The organism is Leeia speluncae, from assembly GCF_020564625.1.
Taxonomy (GTDB): Bacteria; Pseudomonadota; Gammaproteobacteria; order Burkholderiales; family Leeiaceae; genus Leeia; species Leeia speluncae.
Map to the genome: position 1 here is coordinate 120,908 of NZ_JAJBZT010000006.1, position 18,323 is coordinate 139,230.

Consider the following 18,323-nt stretch of genomic DNA (forward strand, 5'->3'; position numbering starts at 1 on the left):
ATGCCAACGCGACTAATACGTGAAGGGATATTAACTAGCGACCGAGTGGATCAGCTAACCGAGGCGGGCGAGAATTTTTATCGTCGCTTGATGAGTATTGTTGATGACCATGGTTTGGCTGATGCACGGACTTCTGTTTTGCGAGCTAAGTTGTACCCGCTTCGGTTGGATCAAGTTAGTGAGGTGGATATTGCCTCTCGATTATCTGAGTGTGTCGAAGCTGGTTTGGTGATTGTATATGCCGTCAAAGGTAAGCCGTATTTACAGATGGTAGATACGAGATGGGCTGCAAGATCTAGCCCAAAGTATCCATTGCCAGATGAAGCGGATGAGATTGATCTCAGCGCTTTTGCTGGGCATGTGGCGACTGAATGTGCGGTTGATGAGTCAATGACTGATGAAGTGAAGGCGCCTGTTCAGGTGGGTTTACTCGAAGAGTTGGAAGAGCATGCAATGTGGGTTCCTCCACCTGCTAGCCAAGCATTTGCGATGCAAGCAGCGTGGTTGCCAACGGCTGGTATGGATATTCATTGTCGAACTGCCGGTGTTGCTCGTCTTGGGAGTGAATTATTTAACGAGGTGTTAGCTGAGTTTCGAATGTATTGGCTTGACCGTCCAGACAAGCGGCGCCAGTCGGAGTGGGAGCGTGCTTTGTTAGGTAGTTTATCTCGGCGGAAGTCGCTGTTGGCTGGAAGTCGCCAGCCAGATCGGGTAGACAAGCCTTTCGGTGGGCGTAAGCGGGCGAGTGTTGTTGATAGTCGTGATTATGGTCAAGTTGGCGTGGGGGTTTTATGAAGTCATTAGAACAGATGCTGCAAATGAGTGGTGAACCAGCAACGCGAGAAGCCAGTTGCGAATTGCATGGCCAATACACAAGTAAAAACTATGGAATGAGCATTTGGACTAAGTGCCCTGCTTGCGCGGCTCAGGCTGCTGAACTGCGTGAACAAGCTGAATTGCGTGAGCGTGCTGAAGTTCGTCAACAACGTTGGTCGGCGATGATGGGGCAGGCGGGTATTCCTGCACGTTTTCAGGATCGATCTTTCGCAAACTATCGAGTGACTTGCCAAGGTCAGCAAATTGCATTTGATTTTGCTAAGCGTTATGCAGAAACATTTCTTGATGATGCCTATGTTACTGGCCGTTCAGCCATTTTTAGCGGTGCGGTAGGTACGGGGAAAACGCATTTGGCTGCTGCAATTGGCATGGCCCTATTGAGCGCAAATAGAACAGTTTTATATACGTCTGTTCTTCGTATGACCAGACTCTTTAAACAAACTTGGGAGCGTGGTTCGCAATCCTCAGGTGCCGATGTTGTGTCTATGTTTGCCAGCTGCGATCTATTGATTTTGGATGAGGTGGGTGTGCAGTTCGGCTCTGAGACTGAGCGCAATATCTTGTTTGATGTTCTGAATGAACGTTATGAAAACCGTCGGCCTTTTATTTTGTTATCGAATTTGGATAGAAAAGGTATTCAGGAATGTATCGGCTATCGGGTCTATGACCGCATTAAAGAGGATGGTGGAAGTTGTGTAACGTTTGATTGGCCTTCAGCCCGTGGGCACGTTGGAGAGGTGGCGTAATGGATTGGGTGCCGATCCTCTTTTATATATTGATTGCACTATTGATTGTGTTCTTTGAGCGCGCAAAAGGTGGCTGGCAGCCCTTGTATTTGTCTTTTTGCTTCTTTCTCTGGCCAGTCTTATTAGTGGTTTCCATCTTTAAGTATTTGACTGAGTTACCACCAAATGCATGAAGTCTATGTTTATGACTTGGTAAGTAAATCGGAAAAATCTGATGTGCTGCATGGGTTGTTAAGAAATTGTAGTGGCGCAAAAGAGATGAGGGCGCGTTTGCAGCGCATGGCAGATTGCCGGTTTGCTGATCCAGTAAAAGCGAGAGCATTTGCCGATGGTTTGTATGAAGAGGCGATGGCTATCCGCAAAGCCAATCAATCAGCGGTAAATGATCCCAATGTGGATCTAAATGCTTCTTCGGCTGTGGATGAGGTTGTTAGTTATGGTGGCACTCGAATGAGTGGTATTAATCGTATTCTAGGTAGAAGGGTTGCATGATGAGTAGTGGAATTGACCGGCTATTACGGCAGCAGCTGTCTGGCCTAGCGCAAAAGCAAAGAGAAGCCGATGAGGCGCGATACAAAGAAAAATGCTTTATCGATCCACGTCATGAGCGAGTAATGCAGGTATGGGCAATGGGGCAGAATCGTGGGGTGCAAGCTGGTTCGTCAGTACAGAGTCAATTGGCGTGCATGATGCGTGTGCCTGGGAGAGATGTACGTCATGTAGATGCTGCAGCTAGTAAAGTGTATGACGAAGTGCAGGCTGTTATTCGTAGTGATCTACTTACAGTCTCTGAGCGAAAAGTATTGGGTATGTGGTACATTAAGGGGGATAGTTCTAGGTTCTGTGCTCGCAAGCTGGGTATGGATTCTAAGGAGGTACTGCCATTTGTTGCTGGAGGTGTTAAGAAAATTATGGCTAAGGTTCCGGCTGATTTGATTGAACGCGTTGTTCTCTTGTGTTGAATATATTTCAATAAATATTTAAATGTCATTCATGAAGTTTGCTAAAATACATCTATTAAAAGATAGTAGGTGATACATGTCTGATTTTTTTGATATAGATACATTTGAGGCGGCGTCCAAGCAAAATGGCATGAGATACTGGATCGCTCATGAATTTATGGAGGCACTTGGGTACGAGTCATATGCATCCTTTAGTCAGGTAATCAATAAGGCTATTTCCTCATGTGTTCAACTGGGTATTCAAATTCCAGAGGCATTTGAAACAACAGTCCTTGATTATAATGGCAAGCAGGTAAATACATATAAGCTCTCAAGGTTTGCATGCTTTCTTGTTGCAATGCATGCGGATTCAAAAAAGCCCCAAGTTGCCAAAGCAAAAACAGCTCTTGCTGCCGTTGCGGATGCGTTGGTGCAACAAGCTCTTGATCAAAGTAGTTTGGCTCGACTTGAAACCAGGGAGGACTTAAAGTCTGGCGAAAAAATCATGGCTGCAGTGGCTAAAAATGCAGGGCTTGAAGATAGTAAATTTGGTCTTTTTAAAGATGCTGGCTTTAGAGGTATGTATAATATGAGCCTTGCGGATTTAAAGGCTCACAAAGGTTTAAAGGACCCTAAAGCCGTTCTTTATGATTTCATGGGCTTAACAGAATTGGCTGGTAATTTATTTCGTGTTACTCAAACAGCTGAGAGAATTAAAAGCCAAAATATCAAAGGATCTATTAGTCTTACAAGTACTGCACGTGATGTGGGTAAAGAAGTTAGGTCAATGATGATAAAGAACTCGGGGTCAAAACCTGAGAATCTTCAGATTGAAGAAAACATTCATGATGTTAAGAAGCAATTAAAGTCAGCAAATCGTGAAATGAAAAAAATAGATAAACCCAAAAAATAAGTCTATAAATGAATTGCTTTAATTTTTAAGTTTAAACCCGCATTGGCGGGTTTTATTTTGTCTATACCCCAAATGGGTTTCGCTTGCGATCACGTTTATACATTCTCCAAGTTGAGGCTAGAACAAATGCAATTAACCCCCAGATGGATTTGTTTACCTTGCTTTGGGCTTTATCCTGAAAAACTGCGTCAAACAGGGGTATTAGTCCTGTTGTATGGATATTTTGTACTTGATATGTGGCATAGCACCAAGCAATTGCAGTTATCAATGCTCCAATAGCTAGGGTAAGTAATGTCCTCTTATATTGCAGTAAATTTAAATATAACCACTCTTCCATCATTCCCCCTTTCTTTTCTTTGCTTCTAACATAGGCCTTTGCGCGTTGCATTGATTTGCATCTGCGTAATAAGATGAGCTTCTCTATTTTTACTTCCATGGAATAGCTAAGCTTCTTTGGATGTACTTGTCTACTTACTGTTGTGGCAGTGGTAGCCGCCGTGCTTGCGGTCGTGATGACAGCCATTCTTGTTGGTTCTGCCAGAATGGGCTGATGCGACGATTGTGAGTAATGCTAAAGATAGTGTTATTACATACTTCAATTTACATCCCCTGTTACTCTAGGCTCTTAGCCGGTCAATTAAGTGCTCAATGTCCCAAAAAGGCCGTCAACTTCTTCATTTAAAACCTGTTAAGTACTTTGCTGCTATGAACATCAGCGTGGCGCCCAAGGCCAACATGATGGAAGTAATTTTTTCCATTGCTTTACCGGTGTTTACAAAAAGGGATGATGTTATCTTATGACTAGTGGGTCACCAATGTGGATGTTTAAAAATAAACCTCCAAAAAAACATACCATTCATGCGATTTAAAACTGACTGTCTTTTCTGTATCTGAGCTGTTTTTTCTTTTATGCAATCAAGTGAAAACATCTGCAAACAGTTGTTTTCAACTGTGTTTTACTAAAAATTAAAATCTGGCACATCAATTAATGTAAGTGTTTGAATTTGTTTTGTTTTTGTAAATCTTTGATGTCGCTGTAAACACCTGTAAACAACTGTTTACAGCCGTTCACCTAGACGTAGTCGTAGACGTATTCGTTAACTAACTACTAACTAACTATCGCGCATGGGAAATTCAAACTTCAGTGGTTGGCTTGGTTGTAGCAATTGGCGGATAAGATATAAATTGAAACTGCTTGCGAATAAAAATAAGTGGTGGTATCTTTCAGCTCATCAATTTGAATGACGTCAACAACTGCACATGCAGGGTGTTCGATAGGTGGGAGTCTTGCTCCGGCCTTTTTTCGTCTAGAATTCCTAGAGCCCGCCAGCTAAACACTGGTGGGCTTTTTCATTTGCAGTTTGGCTTGGAGATATTGCAATGCCAGCTGCACCACGTAAGCCCTGTACTTATCCTGGTTGCCGAACATTGGTGGCGGTGGGTCAATCAAGATGTGATGATCATCCGCATATGAATCGGTTTGCGGATCGTGGTCGTGGTTCATCTGCTTCGCGTGGCTATGGTTGGCAATGGGCGAAGCTTCGGCGGCAAGTCATGGAGCGTGACTGTGGTTTGTGTCAGGTTTGCCAGTCGGCTGGCTACACGATGCCAGCTACTGCGGTCGATCACATCTTGCCTAAGTCTTCGGGTGGTACTGATGCCTTGTCTAACTTGCAAGCGATTTGCGATAGCTGCCACAAGTCGAAAACGGCAAAAGAGGCTGCGAATGGTCGTACCGGTGGGTAGGGGGTAGGGTATCCCTATAGGATTTTCGCCCCAAGACCGAACGTTCCCCTCTCTTTTTACGCGGGACTAAAATTCATAGGGGGGGGTATAAATGCCCCCTCAGAGACCAATTCTTCTTTTTTTTGTTTTTTTTCGTTCCAGTTTGTTTTGGAGGTCGTGGTGAGCCGGAAAACATCGTTTGCTGGCGCGACTTCTGGGCTACCTAAACCGCCTAGCTTTTTAAAGTCGGCCAGATCTAAAAATATTTTCAAATACCTGATTAGCAGTTTGCAGGATGCCTCGTTTGATTGGTCATCCAGTGTCATTCACTTGGCGCGGGTCGCGGATAAGATTGACCAGTGGCGCGAGTATGTGGATCAGCTGCATTCGCCATTGAACGCGGGTCTGCGTTATGAGCGTGACAGAAATGGCGGTTCGCTGGAGTCGGATGAGTCTAGCGCTGAGCGGCGAGCTCGCGGTGAGGTCATCAAAGACTTAGACCCAGCGGCGCTCAGTGTGATTTCAGCGGGTCGAATTCGTGCGATCAATCGGTTGGCAGAGCAAGCCGATATGTTTGGTGATCCATTTAAGATCGAAATTCCAGAAACTGGGCCGCTTGTTCGGTTGCCTGAGTCGCCGCCTTGGACGATGCGTGGCGGTGAGAAGAAGGCATGGAAGGATATTGTTGCATCGCTGGCGTACTCGACCGGAGATTATTCGACTGCGAGTGTATCACTTGGTCTGTTGGCCGCTGCGCTTTCGGATGCTTTTTCCTGCAAGGTCTGGTTGTCTGATAACGGTGGGCGTTGTTTTGCTACTTCAGAAGAGACTAGGCGGACTTATGAAGTCTCTGCCAGTTACAACCGAGTAAAAATTGACCGACAAATTCGGGAGTTGCTGAAAAAGAATGGAATGACGGTGATGTCATGCGCACAGAACAAGGTGATAGCAAAGGGGCAGATCGTGAGTCCAGACTTGGCGGAAATTCTGGATTTTGTTCGGATGCGGCCGGATTGAGCGGGTTGGTTCCTGCTGGATATGTAAAGCAGCCATGGGATGAATATGGCTTTGCGGTGATGGCCGGTGAAGTGCTTGTTTGTCGTTATACGCGATTGGCCGTTAAGCGGCACTACGATGATTTGCTGGCAGCTGGGTCAAAGGGGTTGGTGTGGCGGCCTGATTTAGCCGATCACGTCATCAAGTTTTTCGGGTTTTGCCGGCATTCGAAGGGTGCGGGGTTTGCTGGTGAGCCGATCCGCTTGGAGGGTTGGCAAAAGTTTTGGATTGCGGTGTGTTTTGGCTGGTACCGCATTGACGGTGGACGCCGTTTTCGAACGTGGTATGAGGAAGTTGCCCGGAAGAATGGGAAATCTACCAAGCTAGCGGGTATAGGTCTTTATCTTTTTGCGATGGATAAAGAGCCGGGGGCCGAGGTTTACACAGCGGCTACCAAGCTTGAGCAGGCAAAGATTACCCATTCTGAAGCTGAAATGATGGTTAGACAGTCGCCCCAGCTTCGGGCGCTGATCAGTAACCAGAAAAACAAGCTATTCATCCAAGGGACATCAAACAAGTATGTGCCACTGGGGGCGGATGCACAGACAAGTGATGGTCTGAACGTTCATGGTGCGATTGTCGATGAACTCCATGCACACCCGAATCGGGATTTATGGGACGTTCTGGATACTGCTCGTGGTGCTCGTAAGTGTTCTCTGATGTATGCCATCACGACTGCTGGTTTCAATCAGGGTGAATCAATTTGTCTTGAACAGCGAAATTACTTGATCAGCATCCTTGAAGGGCATGAGGTAGATGATTCTTTTGGTGGGGTAATTTATACCCTTGATGCCGAGGACGATTGGCGAGACGAGCGGATGTGGCCTAAAGCCAATCCGAATTTTGGGATTTCAGTGTTTGCCGATGACTTGCGGAATGCATGTCGCAAGGCTATAGCCATTCCCGCTGCGCTAGCTAACTTCCTGACCAAGCGTCTGAATCTTTGGACTCAGTCAAACGAAACTTGGTTGTCTCTCGACCATTGGGACGCGGGTGCAAGCCAGTCGTTTGACGAAAATTTTCTCAAAGGTAAGCGGTGTTACGGTGGTCTTGATCTGGCGAGCACAACTGACTTAACTGCATGGGTGATGATTTTTCCTCCGCAGGACGGCGACCCGAATTGGTATGTGTTGCCGCGTTTTTTCGTGCCGGAAGAAAACATTCAGCTACGGGCAAGAAAAGACAGGGTGCCTTATCTTGCTTGGCGTGATCAGGGCTTTTTGATCGCTACACCTGGTGCAATGGTTGATCAGGACATGATTCGTGATCAGGTTATTGACGATGCAGCTAAGTTTGACATTGTTGAGGTCGGCTACGATGAGTGGAACGCGGCCAAGATATCGGTGGAACTCACCGAGGCTGGCTTAATGATGGTGAAGCTACCTCAAAACTTCGGGAATTTGTCTACGCCAACTAAAAAGCTAGAGGGGTTGGTGTTGGAGAAAAAGATTCAGCATAACGGCCATCCGGTGCTGCGCTGGAACGCCGGTAATGTGACGTTGCTTCGTGACACAAATGATAACTATCGACCAAACAAAAAGAAGTCGCGAGAGCGTATTGACGGTGTTGTGGCTACGATTATGGCGATTAATCGTGCTGAAATGTCGGTTGCGCCTGCTCAGTCTGTGTATGAAATGGGGGTTGGTATTTGAAACTGCGAAAAGTTGATGTGCTGACCTTTTTTATTGGGTTGGTGGGGGTTGGGCTCGTTACTGGTGGAATTGCTTGTTTTTCTCCTGGTGCGAGCCTGATTTTTTTAGGTGGATCGCTGATGTGGTGGTCTTATGCTGTCGCTAGGGGGTAGCTGTGTTTTTTAGAGGCATGTTTAGCCAGCCAGCTGCATCTAGTGGTGGCTGGTTATCAAGCGTTTTTGGTGGGGCAAGTGACGCTGGTGTGCTTGTTAATGCGGATACGGCGATGGGGTTGACTGCCGTGCAGGCCTGCGTGACGTTGCTGGCCGAGTCGATCGGGCAATTGCCCGTAGCGCTGTATCGTAGAAATGACAAAGATGGCCGTGAATTAGTACTTGATCATCCGGTAGCTAGGTTGTTGGCACGACCAAATGCGTTTCAGACCAGCTTTGAGCATATCGAGCAAAAGCAGTTGTCGCTCGGTTTGCGCGGAAATGCGTATGTATTCAAGCAAATGGGGCAGGATGGGTATCCTGAAAGCCTTACGGTGCTTGATCCTGATCGTGTTCAGGTGCTGAAAGGCACTGATCTGATGCCGTATTATCGGCTGATAGAGACGGGTGAGGTCTTGCCAATGCGCTTGATTCACCATGTTCGGTGGTCTTCTGCAAACTCATATATCGGGATGTCGCCGATTGACCTGCATAAAAACGCACTTGGTTTGGCACTAGCCGTCGATAAGCACGCAAGCAAGATGTTTCAGAATGGTACGACCTTATCCGGGGTGATCGAGCGACCAAGCGATGTTGCACCAATTGCTAGTCGTGCGGTCATTGATGGCATTCTGGATGATTGGGCAAAGCGGCAAGGCGGTTTGGATAACGTAGGTAAGACAGCATTGCTGCAAGAGGGTATGACCTTCAAGGCACTGGCGATGACTAATGAAGATGCTCAGTTGATCTTGTCACGCAAGATGAGTGTGACCGAGATTGCCCGTATTTTCAAAGTTCCGCCACATATGATCGGTGATCTGGAAAAGGCGACCTTTAGCAATATTGAGCATCAAGCTATCCAGTTTGTTATTTACTGCTTACTGCCGTGGGTCAAACGGCATGAGCAGGCAATGATGCGTGATTTCCTACTGGATTCGGATGCTGATTTGTACATTGAGTGCAATGTTGCTGGTCTGCTTCGCGGTGATTTGAAAACTCGTTACGAGGCTTATGCCGTTGGTCGCCAGTGGGGGTGGTTGTCGGTGAATGATATTCGCCGATTGGAAAATATGTCGCCGGTAAAAGGTGGTGAAACCTATTTGCAACCGCTGAACATGGTTGATGCGACAAAGTTGCCTACGGGTAATACGGGACCGACAAAGGCCTCGGTTGATGAGGTTGAAAAAATTCTAAGTAATCAGTACGAGGTGGATAAATGAAGCATCCGAGAATCGCGGGCATGATTTTTAATATGCCGCAAATGGTCATGCCGGTCGTGATGGATTCGGTTATTAGCTGGGCTAAAAAAGAGCTACAAATCAATATTGTGAATGCGTTTCCGTCTGCAAGTAGTGAGTCCGCAGATATGGCCGCCAGTGGTTTCGGTCAGCGGTCGGCGGCTTCTGATGCTGGTAATAATGGTGTGGCGGTTATTCCCGTGCATGGGATTTTGGTTAGCCGGGCGGGGCAGCTGAATCCGTGTGAAGTCATGACTAGTTATGACCGAATTGCTGAGCAATTTCAGGCTGCTTTAAATGATGTGGCGGTTGAGCATATCGTTTTTGATATTGATAGCCCTGGTGGTTCTGTGCCGGGGTGCTTTGAGCTGGCAAAAATGATTTACGAAGCTAGAAGCATCAAGCCAACTACCGCAATTGTAAATTACATGGCTTGTTCTGCTGGGTATCTGATTGCATCTGCATGCGGTCGAATTATTGTGAGTCAAACATCAATTGCAGGGTCGATTGGTGTGATTGCTAAGCACGCTGACTTAAGTGCAGCGCTTGATCAACAGGGCGTAAAGATTACGACTGTTTACGCGGGGGCGCACAAAAATAACCTGTCTCCAGCAGAGCCAATTTCTGAGTTAGCACTGCAATGGCTGAATGACATGGTGCAAGGCAGTTATGCAGACTTTACTGCAGCAGTTGCCTTGTATCGCGGTATGAAAGTAGAGGATGTTGTAGCTACAGAAGCTCAGGTTTACTTCGGTCAGGCCATTATTGATAAGGGGCTGGCTGATAAGTTGGAGGCTCCGCAGGATGCGATTAACGGAGTAGTTGATGAGGTTGCTGCGATGCGTGCAAAGCGGGCTGATAAGAGTCGTACCCGGATGCAAATGCAAGCTGATGAAATGGCCATGAAAATGGCGATGTAGTTTTTAAAGTTGTTTTCCTCTTCGTGGGGATTGTTAGCCCGGCCTAGTGCCGGGTTTTTTATTGGTTGTCTTTTTTGTGAGGGCAGTATGAGTAAGTTAGATAATTATCTCCGCGAGCGTGCAGAGGTTCATGCAAAAGCACAGGCAATTGCTAGTGCGACTGGTGAAATGACCGTTGAACAGCAGGCTGAATTTCAGTCGCTAAATGCGCGATTTGGTGAGTTAACCAAATTGATTCAGGCTGAGCAAGCGGTTGAGGAAATGAATGCAAAGATGGCTCAGCCGGTAGACCGTGTTGCTATGGGTATTGGTCAGGCAGCGCCTCCGGTAGAAGCGCAGGCAAGCCGTTCTACAGTACCAGCCACTCCGCGAGTGCCTGAGGTGGCGGGTGCTAAGGTTGCACGTATGGCAGTTGCATTGGCGGCGGCGGGAGGTAATAGTCATGTGGCGGCAAAAATCGCTGCGGATCGTGGCTACGGTGATGATGTGTCGATGGCGCTATCTACCACTACGCCGGGTGCAGGTGGTATTTTAATTCCTCAGTCATTATCGTCTGAAGTGATTGAGGTGTTGCGTCCAAAGGCGGTTGTGCGTCGCCTTGGTGCGCGTACCGTGCCGTTGGTGAATGGCAAAATGACTATTCCGCGCGTGCAAGGCGGTGCGGTTGTTGGTTATGTAGGCGCTGATGATGAGGCGGCTGCAACTGGCCTTGATTTCGGTGATCTGGAGTTGTCTAGCAAGACATTGAACGCACTGGTGCCTATTGGTAATGATCTGCTGCGCGTGGCGGGCACAAATCAGAGCGTTGATCAGATCGTGATTGGTGATTTGACTAGTGCAATCGCGGCGCGTGAAGACAAGGCGTTTATTCGTGACAACGGCACGGCCAACCTGCCAAAAGGTTTGCGTTCTTGGGTGCTGCCTGCCAATACCTTTGTTGCAAATGCCGTGGTAAACCTTGCCAACATTGATGCAGACTTGAATAAAGCTATTCTGCGTCTTGAGAATTCTGATGTGGCGCTGGTAAGTCCTGGCTGGGTGATGAGCCCAACCACTTACCGTTTCTTGGATTCTCTGCGCGATGGTAATGGTAATAAGGTTTACCCAGAGCTAGAGGCTGGCTTGCTGAAAGGCTATCCAGTGGGTCGCACCACTCAAGTGCCAAGTAATCTAGGTGCTAGCAGTGATGAGTCAGAGGTTTATTTTGCTGATTTCGCCGAAGCGTACATCGGCGAAGACTTGGGCATGACCATCGACTACTCGAAAGATGCTGCATACAAGGATAGCCAGGGCAATATGGTTTCGGCTTTCCAGAAAAATCAAACCTTGATCCGTGTAATGACTAAGCATGATTTCGGTTTGCGACATGCTGAATCAGTGTCAGTGATTACTGGTGTGAAGTGGCATTAATCATTATTGATTGAAAAAGCGGGGTGATTCCCCGCTTTTTTATTGTCTGGAGGTTATGAGATGGCAAAGAGAGCTAATGATGTTTCTGTGGTGGGTAATGAAGGGGCTGATCAATCTCTTGGTCAGGGCTCCGAGGCTGTTGTTGCCGCTGAGCCTGTAGGGCAGGAGTCTGCTGGTCTTTTGGATGTGGGTGCTGGTGGTGTTACGCCGGTTGATTCTGATCTTCACTTGATTGATTTGGATGCTGTACCTAAGCGTGTTCCGGTTATTGTGGTTGGTAGCTGGGGTATTTACACCGATGGTGAGATTGCCGGTTTTGAACCTGAGCGTGCGGCAAGCTTGATTAAGCAGGGTAAGGCTAAGCCGTTTGAGGGTTAACCATGGCAATGATCATCGTAGAGTCGTCGCTGCTAGAGCCGTTATCCGTTGACGATGTTGTGAATCATCTAAGATTATCCAGTGCTGACGAAGAGCCTGAGATTGAAGCATGGATTGTTTCAGCGCGTGACATGGCAGAAAGCGAGTTGTCTGGTCCTTTGATTAATACCAAAGGCGATCAGTTTTCTATGGTGCCTAAGCAAGGTTTTCCATTGTTTCTTGAGTGGGCTAGGCCTCAGCCTCCTGAGTTTGTTCGTTATCGTGATCAGAATGGTTGGCATGACTTTACTGATTATGAGTTTGTTGTGATTGGGTATGAAGGGCGTATTGAGCCTAGATCATGTTGGCCTGATGGTGTAGAGATTCAGGTTAGATATACAGCGGGGTTCGGGGTGTATGATTCTGATGTTCCACCAAGTATCAAGCAATGGATGAAATTGCAGATTGGTAGTTTCTCAGAGTTTCGAGAGGCGTCTGTCGTTGGTAATGTGTCATCGGTGCCTTTTACTGATCGTTTGATTTCCCGTTTCAAAATGGTAAAGATCTGATATGCGAGCCGGAAGACGAAGAAACCGAGTAAGTTTTGAGCGACAACAAACCGGCAAAAGTAGTATTGGTGAGCCGATAGTACAATGGGTTGCATTTGCTTCTGCGTGGGTGGAGTTGGTTGATTTATCAGGGCGAGAGGTCGCTGAAAAAATCATTGAGGTGGCAAAGATTACTAGCCGAATCATGATGCGGTACCGGCCTGATATAGATGAGCGCTGCCGTGTTGTTTATAACGGTGTTATTTATAACATCGTCGCAGCTCAAGATCCTGATGGCCGCCGCCGCGAGTTGATTCTGATGTGTGAGAGGGTTCGATAATGCTCAAGGTTTCGGCTGAATCTACACGGGTTTTTGATACCTTAAAACCTTTGCCGGAAATGGCGCTGTCAAAAGCGGCATTAAAGCGTGTTGGCTTGGCGGGTGGCGGAGTGATTAAGCGTGAGGCCATGCAAATGGCACCACGTTTAACTGGTCGCTTGAGTCGATCTATTATTGCATGGGTGCCAAAATCTGCTGATGGTGATGTGCTTGTAAAGGTGGGGCCAAAGATTGATCGGGCAAGGGTCGAAAATCGCGGCATTTTGAGTAAGAAGCTGGCTGGTAGGCGTAAAGGTAAAAAAGTTATTTATGTTGTACCTTGGTATGGCCGGTTTCTTGAATTCGGTACCAAATATATTCAGCCAAGGCCTTTTATGGTGCCAGCTGCTACCGCGTCAGAAAATGCCACGTTGACCGCTATGTATGATCGAGCGGTTGAAGAATCTGTTGCCGTATTAGGTAAGTTATAACGATGACAAAAGCTGAAAAAGTTATTAAAGCCGTTTTTAATGTGTTGTCTCCTGTGCTGCCAGATTTAGCCGTCGAGCAATACTTTTCGCTTAATCCTGAGGCGGTTGGAAGTCAAGGGATTAAAACCGTTGCCGTTATTCCAACCTTAATGAATGCATTTCCTGAGGGCGCTGAAGCACATGATGTTGGCAATCCGCTAGTGGTGATTAGTTTTGTAACCTTGGCAGGCGCGGCAACCTCTTTTGAAGATCGATCCGCGAGAGCAAAGCAAATTCATGATCTATTAATGGATAGTGTCCCGATTGCAGGGACGGTTAGTCGGGTGCGGTTGATTGATCCAGGTGTGACCCAAACGCCGTTGCCAGACTATGAGCTAATGCAGATTGATCAGGCGTATGAATTCTACGTGCGTGGGGAGTGGGGTAAGTTGTGAGTGATCCAATTGCAAACATGACCGCTGCAAGAATGGCAATCCGCATCGATAGAGGTGCGGATTTTCTTTTTAAGGTCCGCCTAAAGCAACGTCAATCAAATGCGCCAGTTGACTTGACGGGGTGTTCTATTCAATTGAATTTGCGCCGCTCCATTGCTGGTCCGCCGTTCATGTCATTGACAAGCGGTGCGGGTGATATTCAGGTTGATTTGATCACAGGTGAAATTACTGCGGCAGTTGATGCTACGGTAGTGGATACTTTTCCGGTGGTTGTACTTTATGACTTGCTGGTGTCTCACCCTGGTGGGGTCGATCGTAAGTACCTAACTGGCAAGGTATTGGTGCAGTAAATATAACGAAGTTTTCTTAATCGAGCCGCTGAGAAGCGGCTTTTTTTATGGGGAAAACCATGGCGCAAGAAGATCAGCTCGTGCTGACGGAAAAGCAACTGAATGAAATCGCAGAACGGGCAGCAAAGAAAACGGTAGATGAGATGACTTCTCAGATTTATGCCGAAATTGGTAAGGGTGTTGTTAAAAAGGGCTTGGTGCTGATGGGGTGCCTGCTGGTTGCCCTCTGGTACTACTTCAACCGTTTGGGGGTGATCAAGTGAGTGACATTAATGTTGTGATTGATTTTGATCAGGTGGTGGTAGTTGAGGTGATTGAGCAAGGGCCTCCTGGTGTAAGAGGTTATCCGGGGATTAAGGGGGATAAGGGTGACCCCGGCGTATATGATGGTCAGGTCGCCCCAGCAGATCCTGACCCCGTCTTGCTTTTTGAGAATGCACTAGTGTGAGGACAATATGAGTTTACAAACCCAAGTTAATAACCTAGCCCTCCGGATTGCAACAGAATGCAAGTCCCTGAAAGTCAGTGTAGGTCCATTGAGTTCATTGTCCACCACGGACAAAAGTTCATTGGTGGCGGCAATTAATGAGTTGTTTACCGTGTTTGGGTCCGCGACTCAAATCCTTGACTCAGCAGCAGCTGGCGATACATCTCATACATGGTCTGCAAACAAGATTATTAGTGAAATAAACGCCGCCAAAAATGCAATTATCAATGGAGCACCAGAAGCTCTTGATACATTACTCGAGATTGCAAGCCAGCTTGCTAATGACCAAAGTGCACTTAGTAGCTTACTCACAGCGGTGGGAAACCGGGTTCGATTTGATGATGCGCAGGGCTTAAATGCCACTCAACAACAGCAGGCTCGAGACAATATTGGTGCAGTGAGTGTTGCGGACGTTGGAGATGTCAATGCTGACTTTGTCGCAACTTTTGAAGCAGGACTTCTGTAATGTCCCTCGTTGGCGCTTTTCAAGCGCTCTCGGCGCGAATCGCACTGGAAATAAAAACTGTGCGACTGGAAATGGCTGGACTCTCTGGAGGAGGTTCTCCCCCCAGTTTGGGTTCTGTAGATTTTGGTAGTGGCGCGCTAGATACCGTGACAACGGTGATTAATGATTCAGCACTCTCTATTGGCTCCTCAGTCTTGATCACAGCGATCACTCAGCAAGGAGAAGAGGACATGGACTGTGTTATTTATTCATACACCACATTCAATGGTGGCATGACAGTGACTGCAACCGCTGTCCCAGGGCCAGTCGCAGGCATTCACACATTTACTTATTTGGTAAAATGACATGGCAATTATTCAAGACATTGATGGTAACAAATTAAAGATGGATGCCTTCGGCTCAGCACGGGTGTTGCTGTATGACCTAGATGGTAACCCGTTGCTATATCGAGAGGATGAGCAGCCTACGCAAGAGCGCCAAGGCATGCTCATGATGGGGTTGAATGATGAAATGGCCTTGCCAGCTAGGGCAGACCGATTTGGTTCGCTTGCCTCATCGCTGCATTCTCCGCTGTACTCGGAATCTTTTGAGAGCGCCACAATAAACCCGATTCGGTGGACTATCATTGCCGCCACAATGGCAGCAACGCAGTCCTCTGCCGCTGGTCTGGTTGTTAACTCTGGCAACATTACCACCATCAACACAGGCTACTTACTTCGCTCAAACCGGTATTTTCAGAAGACTCAGCGTCAGCCTTTGCACGCAAAGATTCGAGCAAGACTTAATCACTTTGCAAATGCAGTGCAAGAAATTGGTTTTGGTGATGCAGGAGCTTCTAATACCGCGAACACCAATGGTGTGCTTTGGCAGGCGGCAGCAACCGGAGCCATTGTACCGGTAGTAATTTATAACGGTTCTCAAATTACAGGTGCAGATGTTCGAACATTGGTAGATAACACCAAGTTTTACACTTGGGATGTGTTCATGGATGACGACGAAGCAGTCTTTACGGTACAAGACACTAGCACGGGTCGCATCTTGAGTAAGCAGGCAATTAAAGTACCTCAAACAGGTCCACGACTGGTTGGCATTACAAAACTACCATTAATGTTGCGCAGTTATAACACTGGCACAGCACCTGCCACAGCAGCAACCTTAGTTGTCTCCGATGTCTACTGTGCAGGGCTTGATGCAATGCTCGGAATGACCGCTGCACAAGTGGCGGCGTGTCAGAACCGCGATGCTTCAAGTAACCCATTTTCAGGGGCTCAGCTGGCTCAATGGTCAAACTCTGCAGAACCTGCATCAGCGGTTCTGGGTAATACGGCTGCCGGTTATGCGACCCTTGGGGGGAGATTCCAATTTGCAGCAGTAGCAGGGGCGGTCACCGACTATGCACTTTTCGGGATGCAAATTCCAACCCCTGCCGACTTGATGATCACAGGAGTAGACATTGAAACATGGAACACCGGTGCGGCAGTCGCGACAACACCAACTTTATTAACATGGGGGTTGGCGACGAATCTTACCGCTGTATCGCTGGCAACCACAACGGGAAGCAGGATTGGTTTGGGTGCACAACAATTTGCTGTTGGTGCTGCTGTTGGTGCAAAAGCGGAGCGTATTAGCAAATCGTTTGTAACCCCAGTTCCCTGCGCTGCTGGTCGTTATCTGGATGTTATTTTGCGGATGCCGGTAGCAACGGCCACTGCTTCGCAAGTCATCGCAGGGATGGTGAATATTGAAGGGTATTTTCAATAGAAGTTGAGATAACGGCTGTGTCACTCGTTGAATCTCGGTTGTTGTTTTTTATATAAATGTATTTAGCCCGCCTTTGAGCGGGCTTTTTTATTTTCTAGGAGATGTGATGGAAAAGCATTATATCGGTAAGGGTAAAGTCCTTGCTTCTACTGTGGGCGCTCGCGGCTTTCGCGAATTCGGCAACTGCTCAAGTCTGAAGTTTAGTTTTTCTGAGGACAAAAAGACGGTTGCTGATTCAACTTCTACCGGTGGCGGTAACGCTGCTAGCGTGACCCGGATTAAAGATGTCACGGTAGAGATGGATTTGCGTGAACTGAGCGCAGAGAATCTTGCGCTGGCGATTTTTGGTGAAAGCTCTATTTATGCGGCCGGAAACGTGGCGTCGGAAGTGGTGCTTGTGGTGGGCTTGGATTGTCTGCATCCGCTTGCTCATATTGGCGCCTCCACTGTGGTGGTGACGCCATCCGCTGGCGGTGCTGCTTATGTGGCGGGTACGGATTATGTGGTAACTGGCGCAGGTATTAAGCCGTTGACCGGTGGTGCTATTGCAAGTGGCGATTCGCTAACCGTGTCGTACTCGTATCCGAAACAAGCGGTTATTCAGGCGCTGGCGGCGTCGGGTAAGGAAATTTCGTTGCTGTTCGACGGTATGAACGAAGCTGCCAGTGGTTCGCCTGTTGTGGTAGAGGTTTACCGCATTAAGTTGTCGCCAACCGACTCAATTGATTTTATTGGTGACGATTTCGCGACCCTAAAACTCAAGGGTGAGGTGTTGAAAGACACGACTATTGTGCAGCCTGGGTTAAGCCAGTTCTTTAAGGCCTCTCAGTTGGTGTGATGTAAGGGATTCGGTAATCGCTGCTTTTACCCCCCTTTTTTGCATCGGAAGGAATAGCGAGACTGTGATGAATAAATTTTCATCACAGTCAGCCCCAAAAGCAAAACCCCTGACTGTTGACACAGCACAGGGGTTTTTGTTTTCCAACCCTTCCAAAGCAAAGGTTAGAAACTTGTTTAAGTTTATCAAAAAGTTAGATGTAAAACTAGGAGGTCGTATGTCTAGTTCTGGAGCCGATAGATTCGGTCTTTTGATAGGTATCGCAGTGATTTTATTGTGCCTTGCACAGCTCGTATATGCCATCCGATGGTGGTGATTTATATCACGGTTAAAGTTTTTTCCAGTCGTCTTTTTCGTCGATAAGGCTGATTGATAATTTGTACTGTGGTCCGAGCTTCTCAAGTAGCGCGGCCATTAGTTCATGAATGTCGCCGTCAAGTCCTGTAGCTTGTTTTGTTGAAAACGACTGTTCAACGCGAGCGATTATCTCGGCGTTCATTGAGCGCTTGTTGAGCTTTGCCGATTTTTCAATGGCATCCCGCAACCCCTGGGGGACGCGTAGTTTAAATTGAGGGTCTTCGCGAGTCATGTAGCTATAGTACACGTATATTCTAGACGTATAAATAAACCACCGTGGTGTTGC

28 protein-coding genes are annotated in these 18,323 nt (G+C 47.3%); 25 read left to right on the plus strand and 3 right to left on the minus strand.

Annotation, left to right across the window (positions count from 1 at the left end; all coding sequences use genetic code 11):
- The 6 genes from LIN78_RS11995 to LIN78_RS12020 all read left to right on the plus strand — a co-directional run bounded on the left by LIN78_RS11995 (position 1) and on the right by LIN78_RS12020 (position 3,437).
- The gene (locus tag LIN78_RS11995) at positions 1-795 is read left to right on the plus strand and encodes a DnaT-like ssDNA-binding domain-containing protein (RefSeq protein WP_227181078.1); all 795 of its coding nucleotides are present in this window, start codon (positions 1-3) and stop codon (positions 793-795) included.
- Positions 792-1,583: an ATP-binding protein gene (locus LIN78_RS12000; protein ID WP_227181079.1), complete on the plus strand. Its 792-nt coding sequence runs from the start codon at positions 792-794 to the stop codon at positions 1,581-1,583. Before LIN78_RS11995 ends, LIN78_RS12000 begins: the two co-directional genes overlap by 4 nt.
- Positions 1,583-1,756 (plus strand): hypothetical protein, encoded by a 174-nt coding sequence (locus LIN78_RS12005; RefSeq protein ID WP_227181080.1) that lies wholly within the window; start codon positions 1,583-1,585, stop codon positions 1,754-1,756. The genes LIN78_RS12000 and LIN78_RS12005 overlap by 1 nt, the downstream gene beginning before the upstream one ends.
- Positions 1,749-2,075: a hypothetical protein gene (locus LIN78_RS12010; protein WP_227181081.1), complete on the plus strand. Its 327-nt coding sequence runs from the start codon at positions 1,749-1,751 to the stop codon at positions 2,073-2,075. Before LIN78_RS12005 ends, LIN78_RS12010 begins: the two co-directional genes overlap by 8 nt.
- On the plus strand, positions 2,072-2,545 hold the full coding sequence (locus LIN78_RS12015) for a hypothetical protein (RefSeq protein ID WP_227181082.1): 474 nt from the start codon (positions 2,072-2,074) through the stop codon (positions 2,543-2,545). The genes LIN78_RS12010 and LIN78_RS12015 overlap by 4 nt, the downstream gene beginning before the upstream one ends.
- Before the next feature lie 76 nt (positions 2,546-2,621).
- On the plus strand, positions 2,622-3,437 hold the full coding sequence (locus LIN78_RS12020) for a BRO family protein (RefSeq protein WP_227181083.1): 816 nt from the start codon (positions 2,622-2,624) through the stop codon (positions 3,435-3,437).
- A gap of 61 nt (positions 3,438-3,498) precedes the next feature.
- Here the strand turns inward: LIN78_RS12020 and LIN78_RS12025 are convergent, their stop codons facing one another.
- Together LIN78_RS12025 and LIN78_RS18420 are read right to left on the minus strand one after the other, a co-directional pair.
- Positions 3,499-3,960 (minus strand): hypothetical protein, encoded by a 462-nt coding sequence (locus tag LIN78_RS12025; RefSeq protein ID WP_227181227.1) that lies wholly within the window; start codon positions 3,958-3,960, stop codon positions 3,499-3,501.
- Entirely contained in the window at positions 3,905-4,036 is a 132-nt protein-coding gene (locus tag LIN78_RS18420) for a YHYH domain-containing protein (RefSeq protein WP_227181084.1), read from the minus strand. The genes LIN78_RS12025 and LIN78_RS18420 overlap by 56 nt, the downstream gene beginning before the upstream one ends.
- Before the next feature lie 781 nt (positions 4,037-4,817).
- On the opposite strand from LIN78_RS18420, the gene LIN78_RS12035 reads away from it, so the two are divergent.
- The 19 genes from LIN78_RS12035 to LIN78_RS12125 all read left to right on the plus strand — a co-directional run bounded on the left by LIN78_RS12035 (position 4,818) and on the right by LIN78_RS12125 (position 17,680).
- Positions 4,818-5,183, plus strand: coding sequence for an HNH endonuclease (locus LIN78_RS12035; RefSeq protein WP_227181085.1), 366 nt, complete (start codon positions 4,818-4,820; stop codon positions 5,181-5,183).
- 159 nt (positions 5,184-5,342) lie between these two features.
- Positions 5,343-6,179, plus strand: a complete 837-nt coding sequence (locus tag LIN78_RS12040) for a hypothetical protein (protein ID WP_227181086.1) — start codon at positions 5,343-5,345, stop codon at positions 6,177-6,179.
- Complete coding sequence (locus LIN78_RS12045; protein WP_227181087.1) at positions 6,089-7,870, plus strand: terminase large subunit; 1,782 nt, start codon at positions 6,089-6,091, stop codon at positions 7,868-7,870. The genes LIN78_RS12040 and LIN78_RS12045 overlap by 91 nt, the downstream gene beginning before the upstream one ends.
- Positions 7,867-8,022, plus strand: coding sequence for a hypothetical protein (locus tag LIN78_RS12050; RefSeq protein WP_227181088.1), 156 nt, complete (start codon positions 7,867-7,869; stop codon positions 8,020-8,022). The genes LIN78_RS12045 and LIN78_RS12050 overlap by 4 nt, the downstream gene beginning before the upstream one ends.
- A 2-nt stretch (positions 8,023-8,024) precedes the next feature.
- Positions 8,025-9,281 carry a phage portal protein gene (locus tag LIN78_RS12055; RefSeq protein WP_227181089.1) on the plus strand — a complete coding sequence of 419 codons (1,257 nt, stop codon included), beginning with the start codon at positions 8,025-8,027 and terminating at the stop codon, positions 9,279-9,281.
- On the plus strand, positions 9,278-10,219 hold the full coding sequence (locus LIN78_RS12060; RefSeq protein ID WP_227181090.1) for a S49 family peptidase: 942 nt from the start codon (positions 9,278-9,280) through the stop codon (positions 10,217-10,219). Before LIN78_RS12055 ends, LIN78_RS12060 begins: the two co-directional genes overlap by 4 nt.
- 87 nt (positions 10,220-10,306) lie before the next feature.
- Positions 10,307-11,629, plus strand: a complete 1,323-nt coding sequence (locus LIN78_RS12065; protein ID WP_227181091.1) for a phage major capsid protein — start codon at positions 10,307-10,309, stop codon at positions 11,627-11,629.
- A 60-nt stretch (positions 11,630-11,689) separates the two neighbouring features.
- Positions 11,690-12,007: a hypothetical protein gene (locus tag LIN78_RS12070; protein WP_227181092.1), complete on the plus strand. Its 318-nt coding sequence runs from the start codon at positions 11,690-11,692 to the stop codon at positions 12,005-12,007.
- Between the two features lie 2 nt (positions 12,008-12,009).
- A complete protein-coding gene (locus LIN78_RS12075) occupies positions 12,010-12,555 on the plus strand; it encodes a head-tail connector protein (RefSeq protein WP_227181093.1) in 546 nt (181 codons plus the stop codon).
- A 1-nt stretch (position 12,556) separates the two neighbouring features.
- Positions 12,557-12,874 (plus strand): phage head closure protein, encoded by a 318-nt coding sequence (locus tag LIN78_RS12080; RefSeq protein ID WP_227181094.1) that lies wholly within the window; start codon positions 12,557-12,559, stop codon positions 12,872-12,874.
- Positions 12,874-13,344: an HK97-gp10 family putative phage morphogenesis protein gene (locus LIN78_RS12085; protein WP_227181095.1), complete on the plus strand. Its 471-nt coding sequence runs from the start codon at positions 12,874-12,876 to the stop codon at positions 13,342-13,344. The genes LIN78_RS12080 and LIN78_RS12085 overlap by 1 nt, the downstream gene beginning before the upstream one ends.
- Positions 13,345-13,346: 2 nt before the next feature.
- Positions 13,347-13,778 carry a hypothetical protein gene (locus LIN78_RS12090; protein ID WP_227181096.1) on the plus strand — a complete coding sequence of 144 codons (432 nt, stop codon included), beginning with the start codon at positions 13,347-13,349 and terminating at the stop codon, positions 13,776-13,778.
- Positions 13,775-14,128 (plus strand): hypothetical protein, encoded by a 354-nt coding sequence (locus LIN78_RS12095; protein ID WP_227181097.1) that lies wholly within the window; start codon positions 13,775-13,777, stop codon positions 14,126-14,128. Before LIN78_RS12090 ends, LIN78_RS12095 begins: the two co-directional genes overlap by 4 nt.
- A 59-nt stretch (positions 14,129-14,187) precedes the next feature.
- Positions 14,188-14,391 (plus strand): hypothetical protein, encoded by a 204-nt coding sequence (locus LIN78_RS12100; RefSeq protein ID WP_227181098.1) that lies wholly within the window; start codon positions 14,188-14,190, stop codon positions 14,389-14,391.
- Entirely contained in the window at positions 14,388-14,576 is a 189-nt protein-coding gene (locus LIN78_RS12105; protein WP_227181099.1) for a hypothetical protein, read from the plus strand. Before LIN78_RS12100 ends, LIN78_RS12105 begins: the two co-directional genes overlap by 4 nt.
- Before the next feature lie 7 nt (positions 14,577-14,583).
- The gene (locus tag LIN78_RS12110; protein ID WP_227181100.1) at positions 14,584-15,081 is read left to right on the plus strand and encodes a hypothetical protein; all 498 of its coding nucleotides are present in this window, start codon (positions 14,584-14,586) and stop codon (positions 15,079-15,081) included.
- On the plus strand, positions 15,081-15,425 hold the full coding sequence (locus LIN78_RS12115) for a hypothetical protein (RefSeq protein WP_227181101.1): 345 nt from the start codon (positions 15,081-15,083) through the stop codon (positions 15,423-15,425). Before LIN78_RS12110 ends, LIN78_RS12115 begins: the two co-directional genes overlap by 1 nt.
- Before the next feature lies 1 nt (position 15,426).
- Positions 15,427-16,842 carry a hypothetical protein gene (locus LIN78_RS12120; protein WP_227181102.1) on the plus strand — a complete coding sequence of 472 codons (1,416 nt, stop codon included), beginning with the start codon at positions 15,427-15,429 and terminating at the stop codon, positions 16,840-16,842.
- Positions 16,843-16,948: 106 nt separating this feature from the next.
- Positions 16,949-17,680 (plus strand): phage tail tube protein, encoded by a 732-nt coding sequence (locus tag LIN78_RS12125; RefSeq protein WP_227181103.1) that lies wholly within the window; start codon positions 16,949-16,951, stop codon positions 17,678-17,680.
- Between the two features lie 328 nt (positions 17,681-18,008).
- Here the strand turns inward: LIN78_RS12125 and LIN78_RS12130 are convergent, their stop codons facing one another.
- Positions 18,009-18,269, minus strand: a complete 261-nt coding sequence (locus LIN78_RS12130; RefSeq protein WP_227181104.1) for an Arc family DNA-binding protein — start codon at positions 18,267-18,269, stop codon at positions 18,009-18,011.
- Positions 18,270-18,323 lie beyond the last annotated feature (54 nt).

Bases quoted from the DNA above. Each gene is read 5' to 3' on its own strand.
- LIN78_RS12035 (WP_227181085.1), top strand. From the start codon at position 4,818: ATGCCAGCTGCACCACGTAAGCCCTGTACTTATCCTGGTTGCCGAACA.
- LIN78_RS12060 (WP_227181090.1), top strand. From the start codon at position 9,278: ATGAAGCATCCGAGAATCGCGGGCATGATTTTTAATATGCCGCAAATG.
- LIN78_RS12015 (WP_227181082.1), top strand. From the start codon at position 2,072: ATGATGAGTAGTGGAATTGACCGGCTATTACGGCAGCAGCTGTCTGGC.
- LIN78_RS12075 (WP_227181093.1), top strand. From the start codon at position 12,010: ATGGCAATGATCATCGTAGAGTCGTCGCTGCTAGAGCCGTTATCCGTT.
- LIN78_RS12080 (WP_227181094.1), top strand. From the start codon at position 12,557: ATGCGAGCCGGAAGACGAAGAAACCGAGTAAGTTTTGAGCGACAACAA.
- LIN78_RS12090 (WP_227181096.1), top strand. From the start codon at position 13,347: ATGACAAAAGCTGAAAAAGTTATTAAAGCCGTTTTTAATGTGTTGTCT.
- LIN78_RS12125 (WP_227181103.1), top strand. From the start codon at position 16,949: ATGGAAAAGCATTATATCGGTAAGGGTAAAGTCCTTGCTTCTACTGTG.
- LIN78_RS12000 (WP_227181079.1), top strand. From the start codon at position 792: ATGAAGTCATTAGAACAGATGCTGCAAATGAGTGGTGAACCAGCAACG.
- LIN78_RS12100 (WP_227181098.1), top strand. From the start codon at position 14,188: ATGGCGCAAGAAGATCAGCTCGTGCTGACGGAAAAGCAACTGAATGAA.
- LIN78_RS12085 (WP_227181095.1), top strand. From the start codon at position 12,874: ATGCTCAAGGTTTCGGCTGAATCTACACGGGTTTTTGATACCTTAAAA.
- LIN78_RS12130 (WP_227181104.1), bottom strand. From the start codon at position 18,269: ATGACTCGCGAAGACCCTCAATTTAAACTACGCGTCCCCCAGGGGTTG.
- LIN78_RS12110 (WP_227181100.1), top strand. From the start codon at position 14,584: ATGAGTTTACAAACCCAAGTTAATAACCTAGCCCTCCGGATTGCAACA.
- LIN78_RS12120 (WP_227181102.1), top strand. From the start codon at position 15,427: ATGGCAATTATTCAAGACATTGATGGTAACAAATTAAAGATGGATGCC.
- LIN78_RS12065 (WP_227181091.1), top strand. From the start codon at position 10,307: ATGAGTAAGTTAGATAATTATCTCCGCGAGCGTGCAGAGGTTCATGCA.
- LIN78_RS11995 (WP_227181078.1), top strand. From the start codon at position 1: ATGCCAACGCGACTAATACGTGAAGGGATATTAACTAGCGACCGAGTG.
- LIN78_RS12115 (WP_227181101.1), top strand. From the start codon at position 15,081: ATGTCCCTCGTTGGCGCTTTTCAAGCGCTCTCGGCGCGAATCGCACTG.
- LIN78_RS12010 (WP_227181081.1), top strand. From the start codon at position 1,749: ATGCATGAAGTCTATGTTTATGACTTGGTAAGTAAATCGGAAAAATCT.
- LIN78_RS12020 (WP_227181083.1), top strand. From the start codon at position 2,622: ATGTCTGATTTTTTTGATATAGATACATTTGAGGCGGCGTCCAAGCAA.
- LIN78_RS12025 (WP_227181227.1), bottom strand. From the start codon at position 3,960: ATGGCTGTCATCACGACCGCAAGCACGGCGGCTACCACTGCCACAACA.
- LIN78_RS12070 (WP_227181092.1), top strand. From the start codon at position 11,690: ATGGCAAAGAGAGCTAATGATGTTTCTGTGGTGGGTAATGAAGGGGCT.
- LIN78_RS12005 (WP_227181080.1), top strand. From the start codon at position 1,583: ATGGATTGGGTGCCGATCCTCTTTTATATATTGATTGCACTATTGATT.
- LIN78_RS12045 (WP_227181087.1), top strand. From the start codon at position 6,089: ATGCGCACAGAACAAGGTGATAGCAAAGGGGCAGATCGTGAGTCCAGA.